Raw genomic sequence first — 20,412 nt, 5'->3', positions numbered from 1 at the left:
TATCTACAGACGGCTGAACATCAGCTGGGAGCCGATGATCGTGGCGAGGGGGCGTCCGGTGACCTGCCAGCCGCCGAACGGGGTGTTACGAGCCTTGGAGTGGAACTGTTCAGGGTCCACGGTCCATTCCTCAGCGGTGTTGAGCACCACGAGGTCGACATTGTCGGCGTCATCCACGCGGCTCAGGTCGAGCAGTCGGTTGACGCCTTCACGCTGCGGCTGAGTGTCGCTCTCCCCCGCAATCACGCCATCCGGATCGTCCCCGGTGGGCGCGGGTTCGGCGTAGTCCTCGACCAGCGCGGCCACGTCGGTTGGCACATGCCCCATGAGTTCGGCAGGTCCCACGGACATGAGCCCGATCAGACGCTCATCGGAAATGAAGCCGCCGTCGACGAGCACCTTGTGGCACACGCCGTACGCGCATTCCAGTCCGATGATGCCGTTGGGCGCCTCAAGGAAGCCGAGTTCCTTCTCTGCCAACGTGTGCGGCGCATGGTCGGTGGCCAGCAGATCCACGGTGCCGTCGGCGATGGCCGCGATGGTGGCTTTGCGGTCCGCTTCGGAGCGCAGCGGCGGATTCATCTTGGCGAGCGTGCCGTACTTGAGCAGTGCCTCGTCGCTCAACGCCAGATAATGCGGTGCGGTCTCGCAGGTGATTGGCAGTCCTTCGGCCTTGGCCTTGCGAATCGCCTCGAACGAGATGGCAGTGCTCACATGCTGGAAGTGTACGTGGACACCGGTGCGGCGGGCCGCTTCTATATCGCGGGCCACGATCTTGAGCTCGGTGTCTTCCGGAATGCCGGGCATGCCAAGCTCGCGGGAAACGGGGCCTTCGTTCACGGCACCTGTATCGTGATGCTCGCAATGCTCGATCAGGTACAGGTCGGAGGCCTTGACGTTCTCCAGCACCTGATCCAGGATCTCCGGCGTCACGGCGGAACCGTCGTCACTGATCGCGGTAATGGGGTGCGTGAGCATGGCCGGCGTCTTGGCGTCGTCCTCGAATCCGGGCACGTACTTGAGCCAATCGGCAACGTCGCTTGCCTCATGACCGGCGCGATCCTTGGACGCGCACACGCACAGATTGTAACGAACCGGCAATTGAACATTGTGCGCAGTATCGTACTGCTGCAGGAAGTCGATGACGTTGTCGAAGCCGGCATCCAGAACCTCTTTCGCACCGGCCGCTTCCGGGTCAGACACGGTCTGCCCATCCAGTGCCGGCAACGTGTTCGGCATGATGAGCACGTTCGTGTATCCGCCGGATGCGGACGCGCGGCAGCCGGAGACCATAGATTCCTTGTAGGTCTGGCCGGGATCGCGGAAGTGGACGTGCGGGTCTTCGAAACCGGGGGCCACGGTCAGTCCGGTGGCGTCGATGTCGGCGCCGTCAGCCACGGCGGAGGTGTCGGCAAAGTAGGCGGCAGCGGTCCTGGGCACCACGAGGTCGATGACCTCGCCGGTGTTCCAGACCTTGATGTTGCGTAGGGTGATGCTCACAGTTTGGCTTCCTCATCGCAGTAGTCGCAGCGGTATTCGAGCCGTTCGGAGTGCACGAGGTGGAACATCTGCTTGATGCCGGGCTCGGTGGTGGTCACGCAGCGCGGGTTCACGCAGGAGATCACGCCGACGATGTGCTCGGGCAGGTTCGGCTGCTTCTTTTCGACGATCTTGCCGCCGCGCACCACGTCCACGGTGGCCTGGCGGGCCACGAAGCCGAGCACGTCGAGGTCGATGTCCTTGTCATCCTCGATTTTGATGATGTCCTTGGAGCCGTAACGCTTGGAGTTGGCGTTCATGATGAGCGCAAGCTTGGTTTTGGCCGGGTCGATTTTCAGGTATTCGAGAACCTTCAGCGAGGTTCCAGCCGTCACATGGTCGATAATGATGCCGTTCTGAATGCTGGTGACTTCCATCAGGCATGAACCTCCTTGGGGTTGAGCGGTTCGTATCCGGGCAGTTCGTCGCCCACCACGGTGCTTTCGAGGGCCATGCGCACGAGCATGCCGTTCTTGACCTGTTCGAAGTAGGCGGCACGCGGGTCGTCGTCCACGTCCACGGCGATTTCGTTGACGCGCGGCAGCGGGTGAAGCACGGCCATGGACGGCTTGGCGAGCTGCAGCTTCTCTTTGTCGAGAATGTAGGTGTCGCGCAGGCGCAAGTAGTCGTCTTCGTTGAAGAAGCGTTCCTTCTGTACGCGGGTCATGTACAGCACGTCGAGGTCGCCGATCACGGAGGCCAGGTCGCGCACTTCCACGTAGGAGCAGTTGTCTGTGGCGTTGATGCGGTCGATCACGTACTGCGGGGTCTTGAGCTCGTCCGGGCTGATGAGCACGAAGCGCACGTTGCCGAAGCGGCACAGGGTCTCGATCAGGGAGTGCACAGTGCGGCCGAAGGTCAAATCGCCGCACAGTCCCACGGTCAGGTCGGTGATGCGGCCGAAACGCGACTGCAGCGTGGCCAGGTCGGCCAGCGTCTGCGTGGGGTGCATGTGGCCGCCGTCGCCGGCGTTGATCACCGGCACGGATGCGGCGCGGGAGGCCACCAGCGCGGCACCCTCCTTCGGGTGGCGGATGGCGACCACGTCCACGTAGTTGGACACGGTCTTCAACGTGTCGGCGATGGATTCGCCCTTGGTCACGGAGGCCAGCTGCGCGCCGGCGAATCCGATGACCTTGCCGCCGAGACGCAGCATTGCGGTCTCAAAGCTCAGGCGCGTACGGGTGGAGGGCTCGTAGAACAGCGTGGCCAGCACTCGCCCATCGCAGGTATGGGCAACCTCTTTGCGGTGGGAATCGATGTATTCGGCCTTATGCAGTAGGTCGAGAATCTGGTTTGTAGACAGGCCGTCCAGCGTTACGACGCTTTTGCCGACCATTGGCGTTTCTTCAGACAAGGCTCACCTTTTCGCTCGTGGTTTTCAGGTGGCCACCCTTGTGTGACCTAATCTAACTTACGCCATTTTTCGGACAGCCGCATTCACCGAGTGTTCACCTGAAAATCCAACGAATATGCTGTGTCTGTATAGCTGATATCTGCTTTGGAACGCCAGAGCTCATTCATTAGGTCGATTTGACGTTCATTAGGTCACTGCACCCTCGTATCTGTTGTTGGAATGCCGCCATTCCAACAAGGTATGCGGCGGCGGACCGACCTAATGAACGATGAATCGACCTAATGAACGTAGTGAACGCAATACAAGAAAGGTCTATCGCTGCGCGCGGCGTCGATTTCGTTCCAGTCGCGGCGCGATCACGTGCATATGTGGGCGAGGGGCGGTTTGCGGCTGCGGCGTTGCGGCGGAGGCCGTGGCGGTGGTTGCTGCAGTCGCCTCACCTTCGGTCTGCCCGTAGAACAAGCGCTGGCACACGTCACGGCATTTGCGCATCACCGCCAGCAGGTCGTTCTCGAAATGCTGGCCGCGGTGGGCGCCGTAGCCGAGGTAGACGGCGATGCCGCCCAGCGAATAGATGTCATCAGGCAGAATATCGGCCTGGTTGGCGCGCCCGCTCCACAGATAGTTGCCGTTGCGGGCCGCGGTGCACAACGTCCAGGCCTTGCGCAGCTGAATCGCGTCGATAGCGCTGATGAGCTTCTTGTCTTCCAGCACGTCCAATGCCTCCAACGTGCCGTTGACGCGCAGATCTTTGATATCGCCGGCGTGCTGGAGCTGCATGAGTTGCACGGTCCATTCCACGTCAGACAAGCCGCCCTTGCCGAGCTTCAGATGCCGTTCACGGCGCACGCCGCGCGGCAGACGCTCGGCTTCCATGCGGGCCTTGAGCTTGCGGATGTTCTGCAATTCTGCTTCAGTCAGTTCCTCGGTCGGGTAGCGCAGCGGGTCGGCGATGTTGATCAGGAAGTCCCGCGCCAGTTCAGCGTCGCCGGCCGCGTACCGGGCGCGCAGCAGCGCCTGGCGCTCCCAGGTCGAAGCCCAGGATTCGTAGTATTCCTCGCAGGAGGCATAGGAGCGCACGAGCGGGCCGTTCTTGCCTTCCGGGCGCAGGTCCAGGTCGAGTTCGATCTTGGGTTCCAGCGTCGTCGGACCTTGCAGGATGTTGCGCAGGTCTTCCACGACCTTCTTGGCGAAGGCGTTGGCCTGGCCGTCGTCGGCGTCGTCGGCCGGACGGTAGATGAGAATGGCATCCGCATCGGAGCTGAAGTTCACTTCGCGCCCGCCGTAACGGCCCATGGCGATGACGGTGATACCGGCCGGCGCGGTTTCGACGCCAAACGCGGCAATCTGGTGGCGCACGGCCCAAGTCAGAGAGACGTCGATGATTGCGTCATACACGTCGGTCATGGCCTTGAGACTGTCGGAGTTGCTGATCACACCGCTCATCCAAGACAGGCCGATGCGTTCGATTTCGTGACGGCGCATGGCGCGCATGGAGTTGGCGAACTCGTTGATGTTCGAGCCGAAACGTTCCAGCGCCGAGCCGGTCTGCACATCCAATGCCTCGCGCGTGCGGGCCTGCAGATTGCCGTCATCACCGAGCCAGCTGATCGATTCGACCGACTTGTTGAGCGCGTCGCCCAGGAATCGCGAGTTGGACAGGATGTGGCACAGACGCTGGGCGGCAGAAGTGGAGTCACGCAAGAAGCCGAGGTAGCCGGATTCGGTGCCGAAGTTCTCCTCCAGCTTGCGCCAGTTGAGCAGGCCCATGTCCGGGTTCTGGCCCTCGCCCAGCCACTGCAAGACGGCGGGCAGGATGATGCGGTTGATTTTGGCCGCGCGCCCCACGCCGGCAGTGAGCACCTGCACGTGGCGGATGGCGGCGTCCGGGTCGCCGAAGCCGATGGATTCGAATCGTTCCTGTGCTGCCTCGACGCTCAGCACGATCTGGTCGTTCTCCATCTGGGCGTTGACCGGCAGCATCGGGCGATAGTAGATGTCAAGGTGCAGGTGGCGCACTTCGCGACGGGTGTCGTCATATTTGTCGACGAGTTCTTCCGGGTGCAGGCCGAACGCGCGGGCGAGGCGACGCAGCTCCTGGTTCTGGTTGAGCTCGTCCACGTCGATGTCGCGCTTCTTTTCGAGGCCTCCGACCGAGGCTCGGCCGAGGTCCGGGAACAGGTGCGTGCGCTTCAGGGACCAGATCTGCTGGCGATGCTCCATCACGCGCTCGAAGCGGTAGTCCTGGGACATGCGCACGGCCTGTTTGCGCGAAACATAGCCGCCTTCGGACAGGCGCTGCAGCGAGTCGAGCGTGTTGCTGGTGCGCAGCGATTCGTCGGTGCGGCCGTGTACGAGCTGGAGCATCTGCACGGTGAATTCCACATCGCGCAGGCCGCCGCGGCCGAGCTTGATTTCGCGGTCCTTCAGGGGCGCGGGAATCAGATCCTCCACGCGCTTGCGCATCTTCTGGCAGTCGTAGACGAAGTTCTTACGCTTGGACGCACTCCACACGAACGGCCGGGTCATGTCCATGTAGGCCTGGCCGAGGTCGGGGTCGCCGGCCACCGGGCGGGCCTTGAGCAGCGCTTGGAACTCCCAGTTCTCGGCCCACTGCTCGTAATAGTTCTTGTGAGAGGAGAGCACGCGCACCAGCGCGCCGTCCTTGCCTTCCGGGCGCAGGCCGCCGTCGATCTGCCACAGCGGCTGCTCGGCCACGCCCATGATGGCGGACTGGCAGACGCGCTGCAGCATGGTGCCCATCTTGGTGCCCACGCGGATCAGCGTCTGATGGTCCACGTCCTTGTCGGCCGGTTCGACCACGTAGATGAGGTCCACGTCGGAGACGTAGTTCAGTCCCTGTGCGCCGAGTTTGCCCATGCCGATGATGGTGAAGCGCACGTGCTCGCTGCCCTCGGTTTCGTGGCGGGCGATGGCCAGCGCGCCTTCGAGCGCCGCGTCCGCAAGGTCGGACAATTCGCTGCTGATGGTCGGTTGGATGCGAATCGGATCCTCCGCCATGACGTCCTGCGCGATGATGGCGGCCAGCTGCCGGCGATAACCGGCACGCAGCGCCGTGGCCGCTTCCGCCAGATCCTTGGAGGCGACGGGCATGGCCTGATCGTCGGGATCGGCGCCGACCTCCATGAGCAGACGGGCTCGACGCTGTGCGCGGTTGAACAGGTGGCTGTCGGCGCTGCCGACGGACGCGGCTTCGACGAGTTCCGGCCTGAAACGCATGAACTTGCCCATCGCGTCGGAGGCGCCGAGCACGGTGATCAGACGTCGGAGGGCACCGGCGTCGGGAATGACCCGATCCAGATCCCGCCGACTGGACTGCATCGCGTTGACGATATCCACGAAATTGCCCAGCGCCACGTCGGGGTCGCACGCATGGGCCAACACGCCCAGCAATTCGGCGCATCGTCCATCGGCGATGGCGTCGGCCTTGAGCTGGCCGAACAGGGCGCGAGCCCTGTCGAGGTCTTGCAGACCTGCCCTGATGAGGTCCATGGAGCTGGGTTTGAACATCGACGATTCCATAAGATTCCACTATATACGCTCATGCCCTTCCGAATGGGGCATGAGCCGGGAAGGAGTCATCGGGCGACGCTGATGAGCTCCGAGGAATCCATATCGTAATCGGCCATGGCGTAGGAACGGATGGCGGGATCATCATAGGTGTTCATGTAATAGGTGTTGGTCTTGGACGAGTATCCGCTGGTGAACAGCGTGCGTTCGAACTGGCCGTTGCCCATCTTCGCCATGCCGTCCACCATCTGCACGGAGCCGAGGGTGTGGAACAGGCGCGACACATTGGCGGCTTCATCGTTCTGCTGCGGGTAATGCGCGTTGGTGTAGGCCACACGAACGAAGCGGGACGGGGAGCTCACGTCGCCCGGGATGCCATGCATGCCCACACCCGCACCCCAGGCGGTCAAGGAGGCCTTGCCCCATGAAGTCGGTTCGGCCATCTCGTTGCTGACGCACATGTAGTTGCGCAGATTTTCCATATGGAAGTCGAACGTCGGCTGATTGGTCAGCACATCGACGTCGTCATGATGCACGTGCATGCCATCGGCCATCTGCTCGATGACGATGCTGCGTTTGCCGTCGCCGATGAACCAGTGCAGCAGAGACTCCTGCTGTCCCGGCACGATCTGGGAGACGAGCGTCACGTTCCTGAGCGCCTCCTCGACCTCGTCGACGGAGTCGAAATTACGCGCCACCCACAGCGGAAATTCGAACGTGGCGACGTTTTCCGTGCCTTCGACCGGTTCGTGGACGAACGAGGCGTAACCAGGGAAATTCAAGCCGGCGATGGCCAGACCATGTTCATTGGCGCAGTCGAAATACATCGGCCTATCGGCCATGACCACGCCCACGCCGATCACCGCGTTCGGCTTCGCCTTGCCGCCCGCACCGAACACCGTGTCATAGTGGTAGCCGCGCGGAGTGACCAGGATGGTCTCCCCATATGAGAAACTCCAGTCGAGATTACGGCCGAAATAGGTGTTGCCCTCATCATCGGAGAAACGGACACCGGTGCACATAACGGACTTCCTTCCATCGTTTTGGTTGGCTTGCACGTTCATGATACCCATCGGCCGCTGGGTGAACTCTGGGTTTCGCCAGCAGGTTAACGTGCGGCGCGACGCATTGAGACGCGCCGCGCCGCGATATGCGTCAACCTTGCGTACCGAGGAACAACGGTTCCGTATTGCGCCAGATACGGCGCGTGGTGGCGGGGTGGTTCATCGAATACAGGTGGACGCCGTCCACGCCGTGGGACACGAGGTCGGCGATCTGCTCGGAAGCGTAGAGGATGCCGGCGGTACGCAGCGATTGAATGTCATCCTCCCACCTGTTCAGCAGTGCATCGAGTTTGTCGGGAATGCGCGAGGCGTTGCGTTCGGCCATGCGCCGCACCGACTTGGCGCCGCGCACCGGCATGATGCCCGCTTCGATCGGCACGGTGATGCCGGCGGCGCGAGCCTTGTCCAGGAAGCGGTAGAAATCCTCGTTGTCATAGAACAATTGCGAGATCAAACGGGTGACGCCGGCATCGACCTTGATCTTCAGGTTCTCGATGTCCTGATCCAACGATCCGGACTGGTAAGGGCCTTCTGGATAGCATGCGCCGAACACCGTGAGATCCGGTTTCATGGATCTGATGTAGGACACGAGATCGCTGGCGTGGTTGAAATCGCCGACCAAACGTTCGCCATCGATGTAGTCGCCTCGCAAGGCGAGCACCGCGCTCACACCGGCCTGCTCGAACATGTCGAGGGCCTCGTCGATTTTCGCCTTGTCGGAGTACAACGCGGTCAGGTGCGCGACTGCGGGAATGCCGTACTCCTTGCTGATCGTGTGGGCGATGCGCGCGGTGGCGGTGCGGTCCGAATGGGTGCCGTGGCCGTAGGTCACGGAAATGAAGTCGGGGTTCAGCCCCTCCAAACCGTCAAGGGTGTCATAGATGGTGTCCACGGGAGCGTTGCGTTTCGGGGGAAAGACCTCAAGGGTGAACATCGGGGAATGCATGCTGATTTCCTTACATAAACCCGAGCTCCCTCATCCGGAAGGGAGCTCGGTGATTTCCGCTACTTGTCGAGCCTGGCGCGCACGGCCTTGGCGGCGGCGACCAGATGTTCAAGGCTCGGCCAGGTCTCGTCGTTGCCTCGGGTCTTCAGACCGCAGTCGGGGTTGATCCACACCTTCTTTACGTCGATCTTGTCCAGGATCTCGTAGATGCGATCCTCGATCTCCTTCTCGGAGGGGATACGCGGGGAATGGATGTCGTACACGCCCGGACCGGCTTCGGTCTCGAACCGCGCGTCGTGGATGGCGTCAAGCACCACGAGATCGCCGCGGGACGCCTCGAAGGAAATCACGTCGGCATCCATCGCATCGATGTCGCGGATGATGTCGTTGAACTCGGAATAGCACATGTGCGTGTGGATCTGGGTGGTCGGCTTGACGGCGGAATGCACCAGACGGAAGGCCGGGATGGCCCAGTCGAGATACTTGGCGTGCCAGTCGGACTTGCGCAGCGGCAGCTTCTCGCGCAGGGCGGCCTCATCGATCTGGATGATCTTGATGCCGGCGGCCTCAAGATCGAGGACTTCGTCGCGGATGGCGAGGGCGAGTTGCTTGGTCTGTTCCTCATGGGTGATGTCCTCACGCGGCCAGGACCAGTTGAGGATGGTCACCGGTCCGGTGAGCATGCCCTTCATCACATGGTCGGTCTTGGACTGGGCGTACGCGGACCATTCCACGGTGATCGGGTTGGCGCGGGAGACATCGCCCCACACGATCGGGGGCTTGACGCAACGAGTGCCATAGGACTGGACCCAGGCGTTCTTGGTGAACAGGAAGCCGTTGAGATTCTGGCCGAAGTACTCGACCATGTCGTTACGCTCGAATTCGCCATGGACCAGCACATCGAGGCCGATCTCCTCCTGTTTGCGGATGACGGCGTCGATCTGCGATGCGATGAACTCGTCATAGGCCTCCTTGGTGACTTCGCCCTTGCGCAGCTTGGCGCGCTCGGCGCGAATCTCCTTGGTCTGGGGGAAGGAGCCGATGGTGGTGGTCGGCAGCAGCGGCAGCCCGAGGGCCTCGCGCTGCAGGGACTGGCGCTCTTCGCGGACCGGCTGACGCACGTAGTCGGCATCGGACAGCTTGCCGATGCGTTCGGCGACGGCCGGATCGGCGGCCACTCGGGTGCCGTCGAACAACGCCAGATTGGCGGCGAGGGCCGCGGACGACTTCTTCTCATCCTCGGTGGCGTCGGTCAGGGCCGCGATCTCCTTGAGCTCGCCGAGCTTTTGGACCGCGAATGCGAAGTGCTTGAGGTCTTCGGCCGGGATGCCGGTCTCCCCTTCGGTGCTGAACGGCACATGCAGCAGGGAGGACGCGGTGGAGACGGCCACATCGGCGGTGACCTGCTTCAGAGCATCGACCAAGCCGAGGGAGGTGGCGTAGTTGTTGCGCCAGATGTTGCGGCCGTTGATCACGCCGGCGAAGATGGTGGTGCCGGCGGCCACGCCGTACTTGGCGACGGCTTCGAGGTTTTCCTCGCGACCTTCGTTGAGATCCAGCCCGATGCCGTCGAAACCGAACAGGTTGACGGTCTCATACACGTCGGCGACGTGGCCGAAGTAGGTGTTGAGCAGCACCTTCACATTGCCCTTGGCGGGCAGGATCTTGGTGTAGAGGGCCTTGAAGAGCTCGACATCGCCCGGCTCCTTGTCGAGCACGAGGTACGGCTCGTCAAGCTGAACCCACGCGGCGCCAAGATCGTTGAACCTGGCGAGTACCTCGGCGTAGACGGCGGCCACCGCGTTGACCAGTCCTTTGTCGATCTCCAGTTCGGCGGCTTCCGGAGTACGCGCGAGCTTGAGGAAGGTGTATGGTCCGATGAACACGGGCTTGGTTTCGACGCCCAAGGACTTGGCCTCGTTGAATTCATCGAACGGTTTGGTGGAATTGAGCTTGATTTCGGCGGACGGTTCGACCTCGGGCACCAGATAGTGGTAGTTGGTGGTGAACCACTTCTTCATCGGCAGTGCGGTTACATCACCCTTGTCGCACTGGTAGCCGCGCGCCATGGCGAAGAGCGTATCCTCCTGATCGTCGAAGGCGAGACGCTGGTAACGCTGCGGAATCACGTTGAGCAGGATGGCGGTGTCCAGCATCTGATCGTAGTAGCTGAAGTCGTTGCTGGCGATGAGATCGATGCCGGCGGCCTGCTGCAGCCTCCAATGCTTGGCGCGCAGTTCGGCGGCGGTGGCCTTGACGGCGGCAAGGTCGTTGGCACCCTTCCAGTAACCTTCGATGATCTTCTTCAGTTCACGGTTCTGCCCGATGCGGGGGAAGCCGGAGACGGAAGTCAGAGTGGACATGAATCCTCCAAATTGTGTGCGTTCGTAACCCGATTCAGGGTAGCAAACATTCGGATTCCGGCCCCTATAAATAGCCGCAGAGTGTCGCTATCAACGGAATTTATACCCTGACGATCCCCTCCCGGCAGCCCCCAGGTCGCACGCGGTCACGGAGGGTCGATTCAGTCAAAATCCTTCACATTGATGACGGCAAGCAATTCGCCGCTATGAACCTGCCATTCGTCGAACGGTTTGTCCAACCCCATGATCACGACGGATGCGGGCGAAAGTCCCAGATTGAGCAGATCAAGCCGTTCGGCATCGGAGTCGGGCGAGGCGAGCCATTGGGCGCTGATCGATACCGTCGGCTCATGACCCACGATCATGAACACGCGGTTCTTGGCCTTGACGTGGGCGAGCTCGTCGAACACCGCCTGCACTCCCCCGTCATACAGGCTGATGCGGTAGTCGACGATCGGCTTGTCGCCAAAGGTCTTGAGCATGCGGTCCAGTGTCTGGCGCGTGCGGGTAACGGACGAGCAGGAGATTTGATCGGGCACCAATCCCAGCGACTCGATACCCTTGCCCACGGCCTTCGCCTGTTTCAGACCTTTGTCGGTGAGCTCGCGTTCCGAGTCGCCCTTGTCGCCGAACGGCTCGGCCTTGGCGTGCCTCATGATGATGAGGATATGGTCGTATTTCTTCGCTGCTTTGGCGACTTTGCTCAGCTTGATGCCCATCCGTGGCTCCCTTCACGAACCGCCTGCCCGGTGTGGCGGTGTGGTGTTGCTTCCAGTATAGAGGTGTGTGAGCGTTCACAAACTCATCGTTTGGCGGTTATTCGTGCGTGTTGCCAAGTTCTCCCACCTGACGGTCGAGGTCACGCAACACCTTACGTAGTTTGTGGTCGGAGATGTCGCGCAGTTCCAGTTCCTCGATCTGCGCCTCACGCTGTTCGTCGGTGAGCGAGTCGATGTCGGTCTGCGTGTCCTTGGTCACGCGATCGCGCTTTCTGAGCGCCTCGAACCCGGAGGCCATGGCGCGCGAGATAACAAGGAAACCGGTATGGCCGATCATCTGGTGGTCGGGGCGTACGGCGAGGCCTTGGGCCTTCCATGTGCGTTCGAACGATTCCTGGATCTGCGGCTCGGTCCAGCAGCCGGCCGCGCGCAGGGCTTCGGCCAGTCGGCTCATCTGCGTGGTGGTAGTTACGTAACTGACCAACACGCCGCCGGGGGCAATCACGCGGTATGCCTGGTCGAGCCTGTTCCACGGGTCGAGCATGTCGAGCATGATGCGGTCGAACCAGTGTTCGGGCAGTTCGGCGGCCACGGAGTCGAAGTCGCCGGTTTTGAGATCCCACCAGCTGGGGGCCTCGCCGTAATACAGCGTGGCGTTGGCCTGAGCCACTTTGGCGAATTCGGGGCGCAGCTCGATCGTGGTCAGATGGCCACGATCGCCCACGGCGTCCAGCAGGTTCACGCTCATCGCGCCCGAGCCGGCACCGGACTCAAGCACGCGCATGCCGGAACGGATGTCGCCGAGCTGGACAACCTGGGCGATGTCCTTCGGATACATGATCTGCGCGCCGCGCGGCATCGACAGCACGTAATCGGCCAGTCGCGGGCGCATCACCGCATATTCCCAGCCGCCGATGGCGCGCGACGACTTCCACGGCTTGTTCTTGTCTTTCTCGGGATAAACCTGGTTGACCTGCGCCTCACGCTTGGCGTGCACGGTGAGGATCACGGTGCCTTCGGTCTTGCCGATCACATCGTCATGCAGAATCAGGCCACGCTCGGTCTGCGTGGAGCCGCCAGCCACAAGCTGATCGGTGATCTTCTTGCCCTTGCGGTCGGTGAACTGCACCTTCTCGCCTGCGGTGAGAGGCCCGCGCCTCGGCTCCATAACTTGCTCCTTGCGTGCTCGGTGGGTCAATCGCTACAAGTCTAATGCATGTAAGCTCGTTGGTGAGGTGATGACGATGCGAATGCAGATGACAAGCCAGATCGATGCCGGCGGCAATGACCCCATTTTCCTGATGTTCCACGGTTACGGCAACGACGAAAACGAGATGGTGCGGATTCTCGACGCCGTATATGCGCCGACGCGAGCCGATGCGGCCCCGTCCGCAATTGCCGCCGTACCCAGCTATATCTCGTTCCGTGCCACCTACGCGAGGCCCTATATGGGCGGCAATTACTGGTATCCCGACGGCTGCGGCGTGGACGAGCGCCAACGCGAATGCGCGGCGGTCGGGGATGCGGTGGCTTCACTGCTGGATGCCTCGGCATTCGCCCATCGCAGGAAGATATTGATCGGTTTCTCCCAAGGCGGTTATCTGTCGTATCGTCTGGTCAAGGTGCATCCGACGTTATTCAATGCCGCGATCCTGCTCAGTCCTTCGTTCATGGGCGAGGAACAGGCGGCGCTTGACTCCACTACCCGATTCTTCCTGGCGTATGGCGCGCAGGACCGCACGATTCCGCTGCCCGACCAGCAAACGGCCCATCAGGTCCTTGAACGGGCCGGGCATCTGACCTATCGCGAGTATTCCGGCATGGCCCATGCCATCTGTGATGAGGAAATCGCCGATATCCGGCATTTCCTACGTGCCGTATGATGCCGGAATAGCTTCAATATGGAATATCTCCGCTCAAAGAGGTACATTCGACCTTTTTCAACGCAGAAAGCCCTCTTCCCTACCACCGAACACCGGCATAGTCCGTTTCGAGAGGCCGATTTGCACCTTCTCGGAGGTCTACTCCCGTTTCAAGGGGCTGTTCCGAAGGCGGAATGGAAGTACAAACGGCTTAGCGGCAACGCCATCCCGCCATTTTGGGGTCGTGTCTACTTGGGCACCAGCCCCGTGAAACGGAGATAGACCTCCGGAGAGCCGCAAATCAGCCCCTTGAAATGGAATAACAATGAAATAACGCGTTGGCCATGCCCATTCATCGCGCGATGGTTCTGCAATCAGCTCAATTCCCCTGCCGGCTGATGCCGCCCTTATGACCGGTGGCCTTGAATGGCGTGGCGCGTGCCGTCACCTTCGGCCCCGGCAGATTCGTACTGGTATTGGATCGACCGCGGAGCCCGACAGCCGGCTGGGACTCGGAGCGTCGACCAGTACTCGTGATGTTGGTATGCCGTTTGCCGTCATGTGCCCGTTTCCCACCAGCACCTTCAGCCTCGTCAATATCAATGCCCTTGGCGCGCAAAGCACGCGCCCACCGCTCATCCATCGTGCGCCTCACACGTCCCATTCGGGTTTCCACGTGTACTGTATGTCGTAGGCGCTTGACCAGAACATGTATTCGTTCTGCACACCGGTCACGAAGATGTCCACGAGCTCGGCCCGGCGCTCTTCGTTCAAACCCTCCACGAGCTGTTCGGTGTGTTCAATCAGCCACGCCGAGCTACTCCAGAACTCCTCGGTCTTGTACATGTCCACCCAGCTCTTGTACGGGTTGGCATCGAGCGTGTCCGCGAATTCGGCGGCGAGACGCTGACCGTAGTCGGCGTACACCCAGGCGCAGGGCAGCACGGCGACCAGGATATCAACCAGCGGATTGCCGTATGCGATCGACAGGATGTTCGACGTGTAGGCGCGGGCGAACGCGGACTGGCGCACCGAGTTCATCTCCTGCTCGCTGATGCCGTAGCTCGCCATGTATTTACGATGCATGGCGGATTCCACATTGAAGATGCCGTTCTGCACATCCGCCATGAACCGCATGACCTCGGGATCCTGGGTCTTGGTCAACGCCAGCGCGTGCACCTTGGCGTAATCGTTCAGGTAGCGGTAATCCTGCAGCAGGTAGAACGCGAAGCGCTCGCGCGAAAGCGTGCCGTGACCCAGCTCGCGCAGGAACGGCTGCCGGTAGCCCTCCTCCCAGACCAGGTCGGAGGCCTGGCGCAGGCGCTGGGCGAACGGCGGCAGGTGGTTCAGGGTGATCGGGCCGAATGCGACGGCGTCAAAAGACATCGTTTGCCCCCTTCGATGGTGTTGGCCAACAGGTTCCAAGGGTCAGGCACAGCGCCTTTCTCAACCCGTTCGCCGCCACGATGGCCGGCAGCTTGCGTTCACGGGTTCCCCCTGCAATGCGCTTCATTATGGCAACACGAACCGACAGGTGCCGGCTGTGCCTAGGATGGGAAATGGTTGCTGCACGCCGAAAAGGGGAGGCGACTGTCATGAGGTATTTCACGACCGACACGCATTTCGGGCATCCACTGGTCACGGTGTTGCGAGGGTTCACGACGTTCGATCCGACGCACTCGCGCTATGAGGAGGTGCTGCGCGCGCATGATCGCAAGACCGCCGAGGATTGGGCCAAGGAGGAGACGTTCGGCGCGAGTCTGACGTTTCGTCAGGTCGCCGATACGGATGCGCATGACAAGGCGATTGTGGATCATATCAACACTTTGGTCGGCCCGGATGATGAGCTGTGGATTCTGGGTGATATCGGTTTCCGCACATCGCTGACCTATCTGAAGAACTGCCTGCGAGCGCTCAATTGCAAGCATCTGCATGGTGTGATCGGCAACCATGATGACTGGTGGCTGGAAGACCGCCCCGCACTCAACCTGTTCGAAAGTTTGGAGCCGCACGATACGGTTGAGATTGAGGGACTCGGTACGGTCAATCTTTCACATTACCCGTATCGGGGGATCTGGCATACAGTTGGCCCGATGATGTGGTGAAGTTCAGCGGCAAGGCGTTGCCGTTTGACGGTCGCAGACTGCTGTATGGACTACACATCAGCTTTCGCCAGATGGTGCACGCCCGGAGGCACTGAATGTTGGCATTGACACAGCATTGACCGCCGTTGAGATGTATGCACGCTGAACACGCGCCCCAACGGCATTGGTCTCGTCATCTCTCGCTCACACCAACGGATTGCCGGCAAGACGGGTCAATTCGGCGTTCAGCTCGGGGAAATGCTCGTTGCCGACGAACGGACCGTATTCCGTGCCGGATTGGAATGGGCACCATGCCTGAATGGTCATATGCTTCAGCTGTGAATAAGGCAGGATGCCACCGGTGCGATCGGCTGCGGGATCGCTCGCCATATTGAATTGGATTTCAGCGTCGAGCATCTGTGTACGCATTCCGCCGTGTCGAAATAGTCGATGCCGGAATCATGGGCCACGGCCACGGTACGTGCCGCATCGGCGGCATCCAACGCGTCCATGCGCATCACGCCCAGCGCCACTCGTGACGCAATCATGCCGGATTGTCCGATTTCCTGAGTCTTCATAGTGTCTCATTTCTGTTATCGTGAATCGGCGAACGGGCACTGTCCGCTTCGTTGCCGGGCAGCAATCTCCATTGCCGCTGCTTATGTCACCTTATTGCTTGAAGTGCACTTGAAGGCAACTCGCAGGCAGGCAGCGCGCGCTGCCGGGCGCGTCTTCGCGTCTTCATGTCTTCGCTGTGACCGAGACATCGTTGTGCCGTAATCATGCCCATTTCTTGTATGATGACCTCTATAGCAACAGAGCTAGGGGGATTCCATGAATACTACCGATTCAGCCAAAGTCAGTGATGCCAACGCCGGCGCAAACAATGTCATCCATATCCCGCACAATCCCACGCTTGCCGGATTGGCCACGCTGACCCGCAACGTGGCGTACGAGACCGGGGCCGATAACCTGGTGATGGATATCATCTCGCCACAATCCACCGGCGATGACGATGACCGCCGCTACCCCACCGTGGTATTCGTGCAAGGCAGCGCCTGGACCACGCCGCATCGCGACTACGAGATCCCGCAACTCTCGGCTTTGGCCCGCGAAGGCTTTGTGGTGGCTACGGTGAATCATCGCGATGCCTCGAGTGATCCCCACGACGTGTTCCCCGCATATCTCGAGGACGTAAAAGCAGCCATCCGCTATCTCAGGGCAAACGCACGTCAATGGCACGTGGACCCCGACCGTCTCGGTATCTGGGGCACGTCGTCCGGCGGCAACACGTCGTTGCTGGTGGGGTTGACCTCCGACGATCCGCGGTATGAGGACGGCACCAATGCCGATGAGAGCGATGCGGTGAAGTACGTGGTCAGCTGCTTCCCGCCCACCGACATGCTTGAAGCTGTCGACGCATTCGACGATGAGACCAATCCATTCCGGCTGTACTATTTCGGCCCGTTCGCGGCCGTGGTGGGTGCGACCCATGAGACCGGCATCAATGCCGAGGTCCGTCAGCGCGCGGCTGACATGAGCCCCTACCTGCAGGTGCGGGATGACCAGCAGTATCCACCGATGCTCCTGTTGCACGGCACCGCCGACACCGTGGTCCCCTACCATCAATCCGTCAAGATGCGCGACCGGCTGGCCGAGCACGGCGTGGACGCGCAGCTGGTGCTAGTCGACGGCGCCGAACATGAGTACGATTTCTGGAGCCAGCAGGTCTTCGACGTGATTTTCGATTTCATTCGTGAGCGGAGCTGAACGGTAAGGGCACACGGGCGCGTCCTTTTTATAGGTTGCCGAGTTCTCTTTTAGCCAATTTTGTTGGAGCCCTTATCTGCGCGAACATACCATGACAGTTCTAGACTGTGTTCTAGGACTGTCAATCGGCAATGTGTATGAAGCGTGATGTGATGGGTCAGACGGCGATTGATGGAGTTGAGGGACTTCATAGGGCCGGTGAACTCGGTGAACTCGGCAGATTTAGCCGTTCGCGGCAGCTGATGTGAGGTCATGCGCTGTATCTGATTTGGTGGTGTATTCTCTTCCGCCCGAATGCGCAGGTCAAAGGTGGCGCGCTGCGCGTATTCGGTATTGCGTACATTCTTGTGGCCGCGGTGACGGGCATCGTCGGAGTAGTGTTAGAATGTTTTGGCATCAGTAAGTTACTTTAGCACGCGGCCGATTTCCTCTTTGAGTGCATACCGTCTCGGGTACTTTGCCATGATCTCCTTGGCGAGAGCCTTGGCTTGGTCGAGTCCGAGAACGTTGCGATATTGCTCGATCCACATGGCAACGAATCGGTATTCGTTGCGATTTCCCTGTTGCAGATCGCGATCCAGCGGCAGCTGCTTTCTGATCAGTCGTTCTGCTTCCGCGCTGTGATTGAGGCTGATGGGCTTGAGCAAATCACGCAGGAGTTCCGGCCGCTGCCCGGCTAAGGTCAAGGCCTCATCGGATAGGTGCTCTTCAGTCATGAGTCGTACAAGGACTTTCCCACCGAAATCATGCTCATGATAGTTGCGCAGGATGTTCTGAACGCTTTGAGGCCAGCCCGATTTGCCGACCATCGATTTGAGGATGGGAATGCAACGTTCGTCCGCCACTGAATCACTGTGAGCGACGTAGTACTCATATAATTGTTTGATGCCGTTCTCATCGTTCAGTCGTTCATAGCAGGCCTCCAGCATGGTAAGCTCGCCATGCGGCAGTTGAGCGGTGAGCTCCCAATACCCCGCATGCTTTTGCGCGGCATCCCAATCGTAAGTCTGTTCCAAGAAAGCGGCGGCCCCGGCATAATCCCCGTCCAGGAATTTACGTGCGATGACGGCAAATCTGCATTCGGCCACGTCCGTGTTTTTGGACAGTAGCTCATCGGCACTAATTGCGTCGCCGCCGTACAGCAGAAAGTCATGATGGAGTTTCAGCAGATAGTCCTGTGCAGCTCGCCAATCGTAATCGGTCAGGTTCGTTCGATGGCCGTCAATGGAATCCCCCTTCTTGTCATGAAGGAATTGTTGGGCAACATTCAATGTGGACTGCGCATAGGTGCGGCACATGAACGCGGTCGTGCCGATCTCGCGGGGCTGATGCTCCATCTGTTCTATGTCCGCCGTACCTCGTGCGTGAATATCCGCGAATGGGATGACGCATTCCAGCGGCGTGTGCGGCCAAAACAGCATCTCGATCATAGGGGTATCACGTATGAATCCCAACGCTGCAATCAGCATCTGCTGCGCTTGCTCGCCTGTAACGATTGGTGCCGCGGCATACGTATAAGCGAGGATTCGCTCATTGAGGTGTTCGATATATGTCTGTAGCGCACCCTCTTCATCATCGACTTGTCTCGCGAACCACACTGTTTTTCGCAAAGCCGTGCACATGCGTCTCATGGCCAGCGGATAGTCGTTCGATTGTTCTACTTCCTCAAATACGGCCATCACGCCGTTTATGGCGGCATCTCCCCATTCGAATTTCCAGCCGTAGTCCTTGCCGAGATGTCGCCGCATGGGAGATTCCATGACGCGATCCACGGTGCTTTCGGGCATCAATGGTTCCATGCCGCTCGCGATTGCCGGATTCGCAGTCACGATGGCATTGATTTCGTCCTGATTCCAAACCAGATAGAAATGCTGAGCGGGCGTCCACCGTTCTGATTTGCGCAGTCCCACTCGTTCTCGAATATGTTGCAGCACTCGATTGAACACTTCAGGTTTCGATGCGAGAGGATTTGCTGCTACGGGTATGTCTGGCCGAGAGTCGTCCTGCTTTGCAATCATCGCATCGTATGTCACGTTCTGCTGATGATTACCGCCGTGTTTGTAATCACGCAACGTCAAGAGCACCGCACCAATATGCTTGCAGTATCCGTCATGGTCGTAGGGGCAGGTGCAGGATGCGAACACGATATCGTTGTCACGAAGTCGAATATCGACATCGTAGAGTTCAGAACCGTGCACTTCGGCGTGGAATAGTCCGACCGACACTTCCTCTAACCCACCGATCCTATGCTCGTCCACGTAATCATATGCTCGTTCCAGGCTGCGGGAGGTCATCTCCTCTTCGAACTCGTCGAAATGGGCAGTCATGACGGGCCTCCTAATGATTGGTCATACATTACGGTGTGGGACGTAGTAGCCTAATGCAGTTCGGCTATCATCTGTTCAGCATCACCCATGCAACATCATGTCACGGTGCTTGTGCCAACGGAACAGACGCTCACGATGGCGGTTCAGCGTGAAACGATCCCACATCTGGTCCTCGGCCCACTCAACCATGCCATCATGTTCTTCATCTTCGGGATTGCCCAAGGTATCAAGGAACCGCTCGAACCCATACACCCCGCCGACATCCTCCGGAGGCGCATCCCCCGCCCCATCCCAAAGCTGAGGATCCGCAACGTGCACGCTGCGGTAGGTACGCAGCAGCTTAATATCATGGATCCAATCGTCACCATAATCGTAGTAATAGCGAGCGGTACGCACCTTGGGAAACACGTCGCCCAGCTCGGTTTCCGAAGCAACGCGAACTTCCGGCAACGGCTCCACCGGCATATATTGTTCGTATTTCGCCTCATGGTATGAGGGCTCTTCTCCCCACAATTCTTCCACTTGCACCTGCTTCCCATTCGGAAATGTGGCGCAGAAGCAGAACAGATGCTCGCCGTACCACATAAAGCATTCCTGCAATACCGCATGCAAATCGAAGAACGTCAATGATGCCGGCACCAGAATCTCCCGCCAGCATTCGCGCCCGTCAAGGCGCAAAGTGACTCGGAAACGAAATGCCGTGTTGCCATTGCCTGCCATGAAGACTCCCTTATCAACGATGAAGTTATTATCACCGTAACAGAGTCCAGGGCAAACCACTGCATTACGAATCTGATTCGCGCCCTCAGAAAAGGCCGAATCATCTGTTCAATCTCCGTGTCCTGCGGAA

Annotated in this window: 17 protein-coding genes and 1 pseudogene; 3 read left to right on the top strand and 15 right to left on the bottom strand. The window is 60.0% G+C overall.

Going from position 1 to position 20,412, the window contains the following annotated elements; all coding sequences use genetic code 11:
* Window positions 1-3 precede the first annotated feature (3 nt).
* The 9 genes from FYJ31_RS08830 to FYJ31_RS08790 all read right to left on the bottom strand — a co-directional run bounded on the left by FYJ31_RS08830 (window position 4) and on the right by FYJ31_RS08790 (window position 12,687).
* Entirely contained in the window at window positions 4-1,500 is a 1,497-nt protein-coding gene (locus tag FYJ31_RS08830) for a dihydroorotase (RefSeq protein WP_143723349.1), read from the bottom strand.
* On the bottom strand, window positions 1,497-1,916 hold the full coding sequence (locus tag FYJ31_RS08825; RefSeq protein WP_012577772.1) for an aspartate carbamoyltransferase regulatory subunit: 420 nt from the start codon (window positions 1,914-1,916) through the stop codon (window positions 1,497-1,499). The genes FYJ31_RS08830 and FYJ31_RS08825 overlap by 4 nt, the downstream gene beginning before the upstream one ends.
* Window positions 1,916-2,878 (bottom strand): aspartate carbamoyltransferase, encoded by a 963-nt coding sequence (gene pyrB, locus FYJ31_RS08820; protein WP_065472422.1) that lies wholly within the window; start codon window positions 2,876-2,878, stop codon window positions 1,916-1,918. Before pyrB ends, FYJ31_RS08825 begins: the two co-directional genes overlap by 1 nt.
* Window positions 2,879-3,208: 330 nt before the next feature.
* Window positions 3,209-6,439 carry a bifunctional [glutamine synthetase] adenylyltransferase/[glutamine synthetase]-adenylyl-L-tyrosine phosphorylase gene (locus FYJ31_RS08815; RefSeq protein WP_154536503.1) on the bottom strand — a complete coding sequence of 1,077 codons (3,231 nt, stop codon included), beginning with the start codon at window positions 6,437-6,439 and terminating at the stop codon, window positions 3,209-3,211.
* Window positions 6,440-6,495: 56 nt separating this feature from the next.
* Complete coding sequence (gene bsh / locus FYJ31_RS08810) at window positions 6,496-7,449, bottom strand: choloylglycine hydrolase (RefSeq protein WP_154536502.1); 954 nt, start codon at window positions 7,447-7,449, stop codon at window positions 6,496-6,498.
* 133 nt (window positions 7,450-7,582) lie between these two features.
* Window positions 7,583-8,437 carry a methylenetetrahydrofolate reductase [NAD(P)H] gene (gene metF, locus FYJ31_RS08805; RefSeq protein WP_154536501.1) on the bottom strand — a complete coding sequence of 285 codons (855 nt, stop codon included), beginning with the start codon at window positions 8,435-8,437 and terminating at the stop codon, window positions 7,583-7,585.
* Between the two features lie 59 nt (window positions 8,438-8,496).
* Complete coding sequence (metE, locus tag FYJ31_RS08800; protein WP_154536500.1) at window positions 8,497-10,800, bottom strand: 5-methyltetrahydropteroyltriglutamate--homocysteine S-methyltransferase; 2,304 nt, start codon at window positions 10,798-10,800, stop codon at window positions 8,497-8,499.
* A gap of 161 nt (window positions 10,801-10,961) precedes the next feature.
* Window positions 10,962-11,519: a SixA phosphatase family protein gene (locus tag FYJ31_RS08795; protein WP_065472413.1), complete on the bottom strand. Its 558-nt coding sequence runs from the start codon at window positions 11,517-11,519 to the stop codon at window positions 10,962-10,964.
* A 97-nt stretch (window positions 11,520-11,616) separates the two neighbouring features.
* Complete coding sequence (locus FYJ31_RS08790; RefSeq protein ID WP_143723347.1) at window positions 11,617-12,687, bottom strand: tRNA (adenine-N1)-methyltransferase; 1,071 nt, start codon at window positions 12,685-12,687, stop codon at window positions 11,617-11,619.
* An 82-nt stretch (window positions 12,688-12,769) separates the two neighbouring features.
* On the opposite strand from FYJ31_RS08790, the gene FYJ31_RS08785 reads away from it, so the two are divergent.
* Complete coding sequence (locus FYJ31_RS08785; protein WP_229774007.1) at window positions 12,770-13,402, top strand: alpha/beta hydrolase; 633 nt, start codon at window positions 12,770-12,772, stop codon at window positions 13,400-13,402.
* 358 nt (window positions 13,403-13,760) lie between these two features.
* Here the strand turns inward: FYJ31_RS08785 and FYJ31_RS08780 are convergent, their stop codons facing one another.
* Together FYJ31_RS08780 and tenA are read right to left on the bottom strand one after the other, a co-directional pair.
* Window positions 13,761-14,024, bottom strand: a complete 264-nt coding sequence (locus FYJ31_RS08780; protein WP_154536525.1) for a hypothetical protein — start codon at window positions 14,022-14,024, stop codon at window positions 13,761-13,763.
* Between the two features lie 8 nt (window positions 14,025-14,032).
* On the bottom strand, window positions 14,033-14,767 hold the full coding sequence (tenA, locus tag FYJ31_RS08775; protein WP_154536499.1) for a thiaminase II: 735 nt from the start codon (window positions 14,765-14,767) through the stop codon (window positions 14,033-14,035).
* Window positions 14,768-14,976: 209 nt separating this feature from the next.
* On the opposite strand from tenA, the pseudogene FYJ31_RS08770 reads away from it, so the two are divergent.
* Window positions 14,977-15,595 (top strand): annotated as a pseudogene (locus tag FYJ31_RS08770) (phosphoesterase); the annotation flags it as partial.
* A gap of 74 nt (window positions 15,596-15,669) precedes the next feature.
* On the opposite strand, the gene FYJ31_RS13075 reads toward FYJ31_RS08770, so the two are convergent.
* Together FYJ31_RS13075 and FYJ31_RS08765 are read right to left on the bottom strand one after the other, a co-directional pair.
* Window positions 15,670-15,792, bottom strand: a complete 123-nt coding sequence (locus FYJ31_RS13075; RefSeq protein WP_256755799.1) for a hypothetical protein — start codon at window positions 15,790-15,792, stop codon at window positions 15,670-15,672.
* A 5-nt stretch (window positions 15,793-15,797) separates the two neighbouring features.
* Complete coding sequence (locus FYJ31_RS08765; RefSeq protein ID WP_229774004.1) at window positions 15,798-16,043, bottom strand: hypothetical protein; 246 nt, start codon at window positions 16,041-16,043, stop codon at window positions 15,798-15,800.
* A 256-nt stretch (window positions 16,044-16,299) separates the two neighbouring features.
* Between FYJ31_RS08765 and FYJ31_RS08760 the strand changes: the two genes are divergently transcribed.
* The gene (locus FYJ31_RS08760; RefSeq protein ID WP_154536498.1) at window positions 16,300-17,235 is read left to right on the top strand and encodes an alpha/beta hydrolase; all 936 of its coding nucleotides are present in this window, start codon (window positions 16,300-16,302) and stop codon (window positions 17,233-17,235) included.
* 404 nt (window positions 17,236-17,639) lie between these two features.
* On the opposite strand, the gene FYJ31_RS08755 is transcribed toward FYJ31_RS08760, so the two are convergent.
* Both FYJ31_RS08755 and FYJ31_RS08750 read right to left on the bottom strand, forming a co-directional pair.
* Window positions 17,640-19,562, bottom strand: coding sequence for an SWIM zinc finger family protein (locus tag FYJ31_RS08755; RefSeq protein WP_154536497.1), 1,923 nt, complete (start codon window positions 19,560-19,562; stop codon window positions 17,640-17,642).
* An 81-nt stretch (window positions 19,563-19,643) separates the two neighbouring features.
* Window positions 19,644-20,282, bottom strand: a complete 639-nt coding sequence (locus tag FYJ31_RS08750; RefSeq protein WP_012471884.1) for a plasmid pRiA4b ORF-3 family protein — start codon at window positions 20,280-20,282, stop codon at window positions 19,644-19,646.
* Window positions 20,283-20,412: the final 130 nt, after the last annotated feature.

Origin of the sequence: Bifidobacterium sp. WCA-178-WT-4B (genome assembly GCF_009696495.1) — a bacterium.
GTDB classification, from domain to species: domain Bacteria; phylum Actinomycetota; class Actinomycetes; order Actinomycetales; family Bifidobacteriaceae; genus Bifidobacterium; species Bifidobacterium infantis.
Note: the sequence above shows the minus strand (reverse complement) of the source record. Positions and strands in the feature narration are given on the sequence as shown.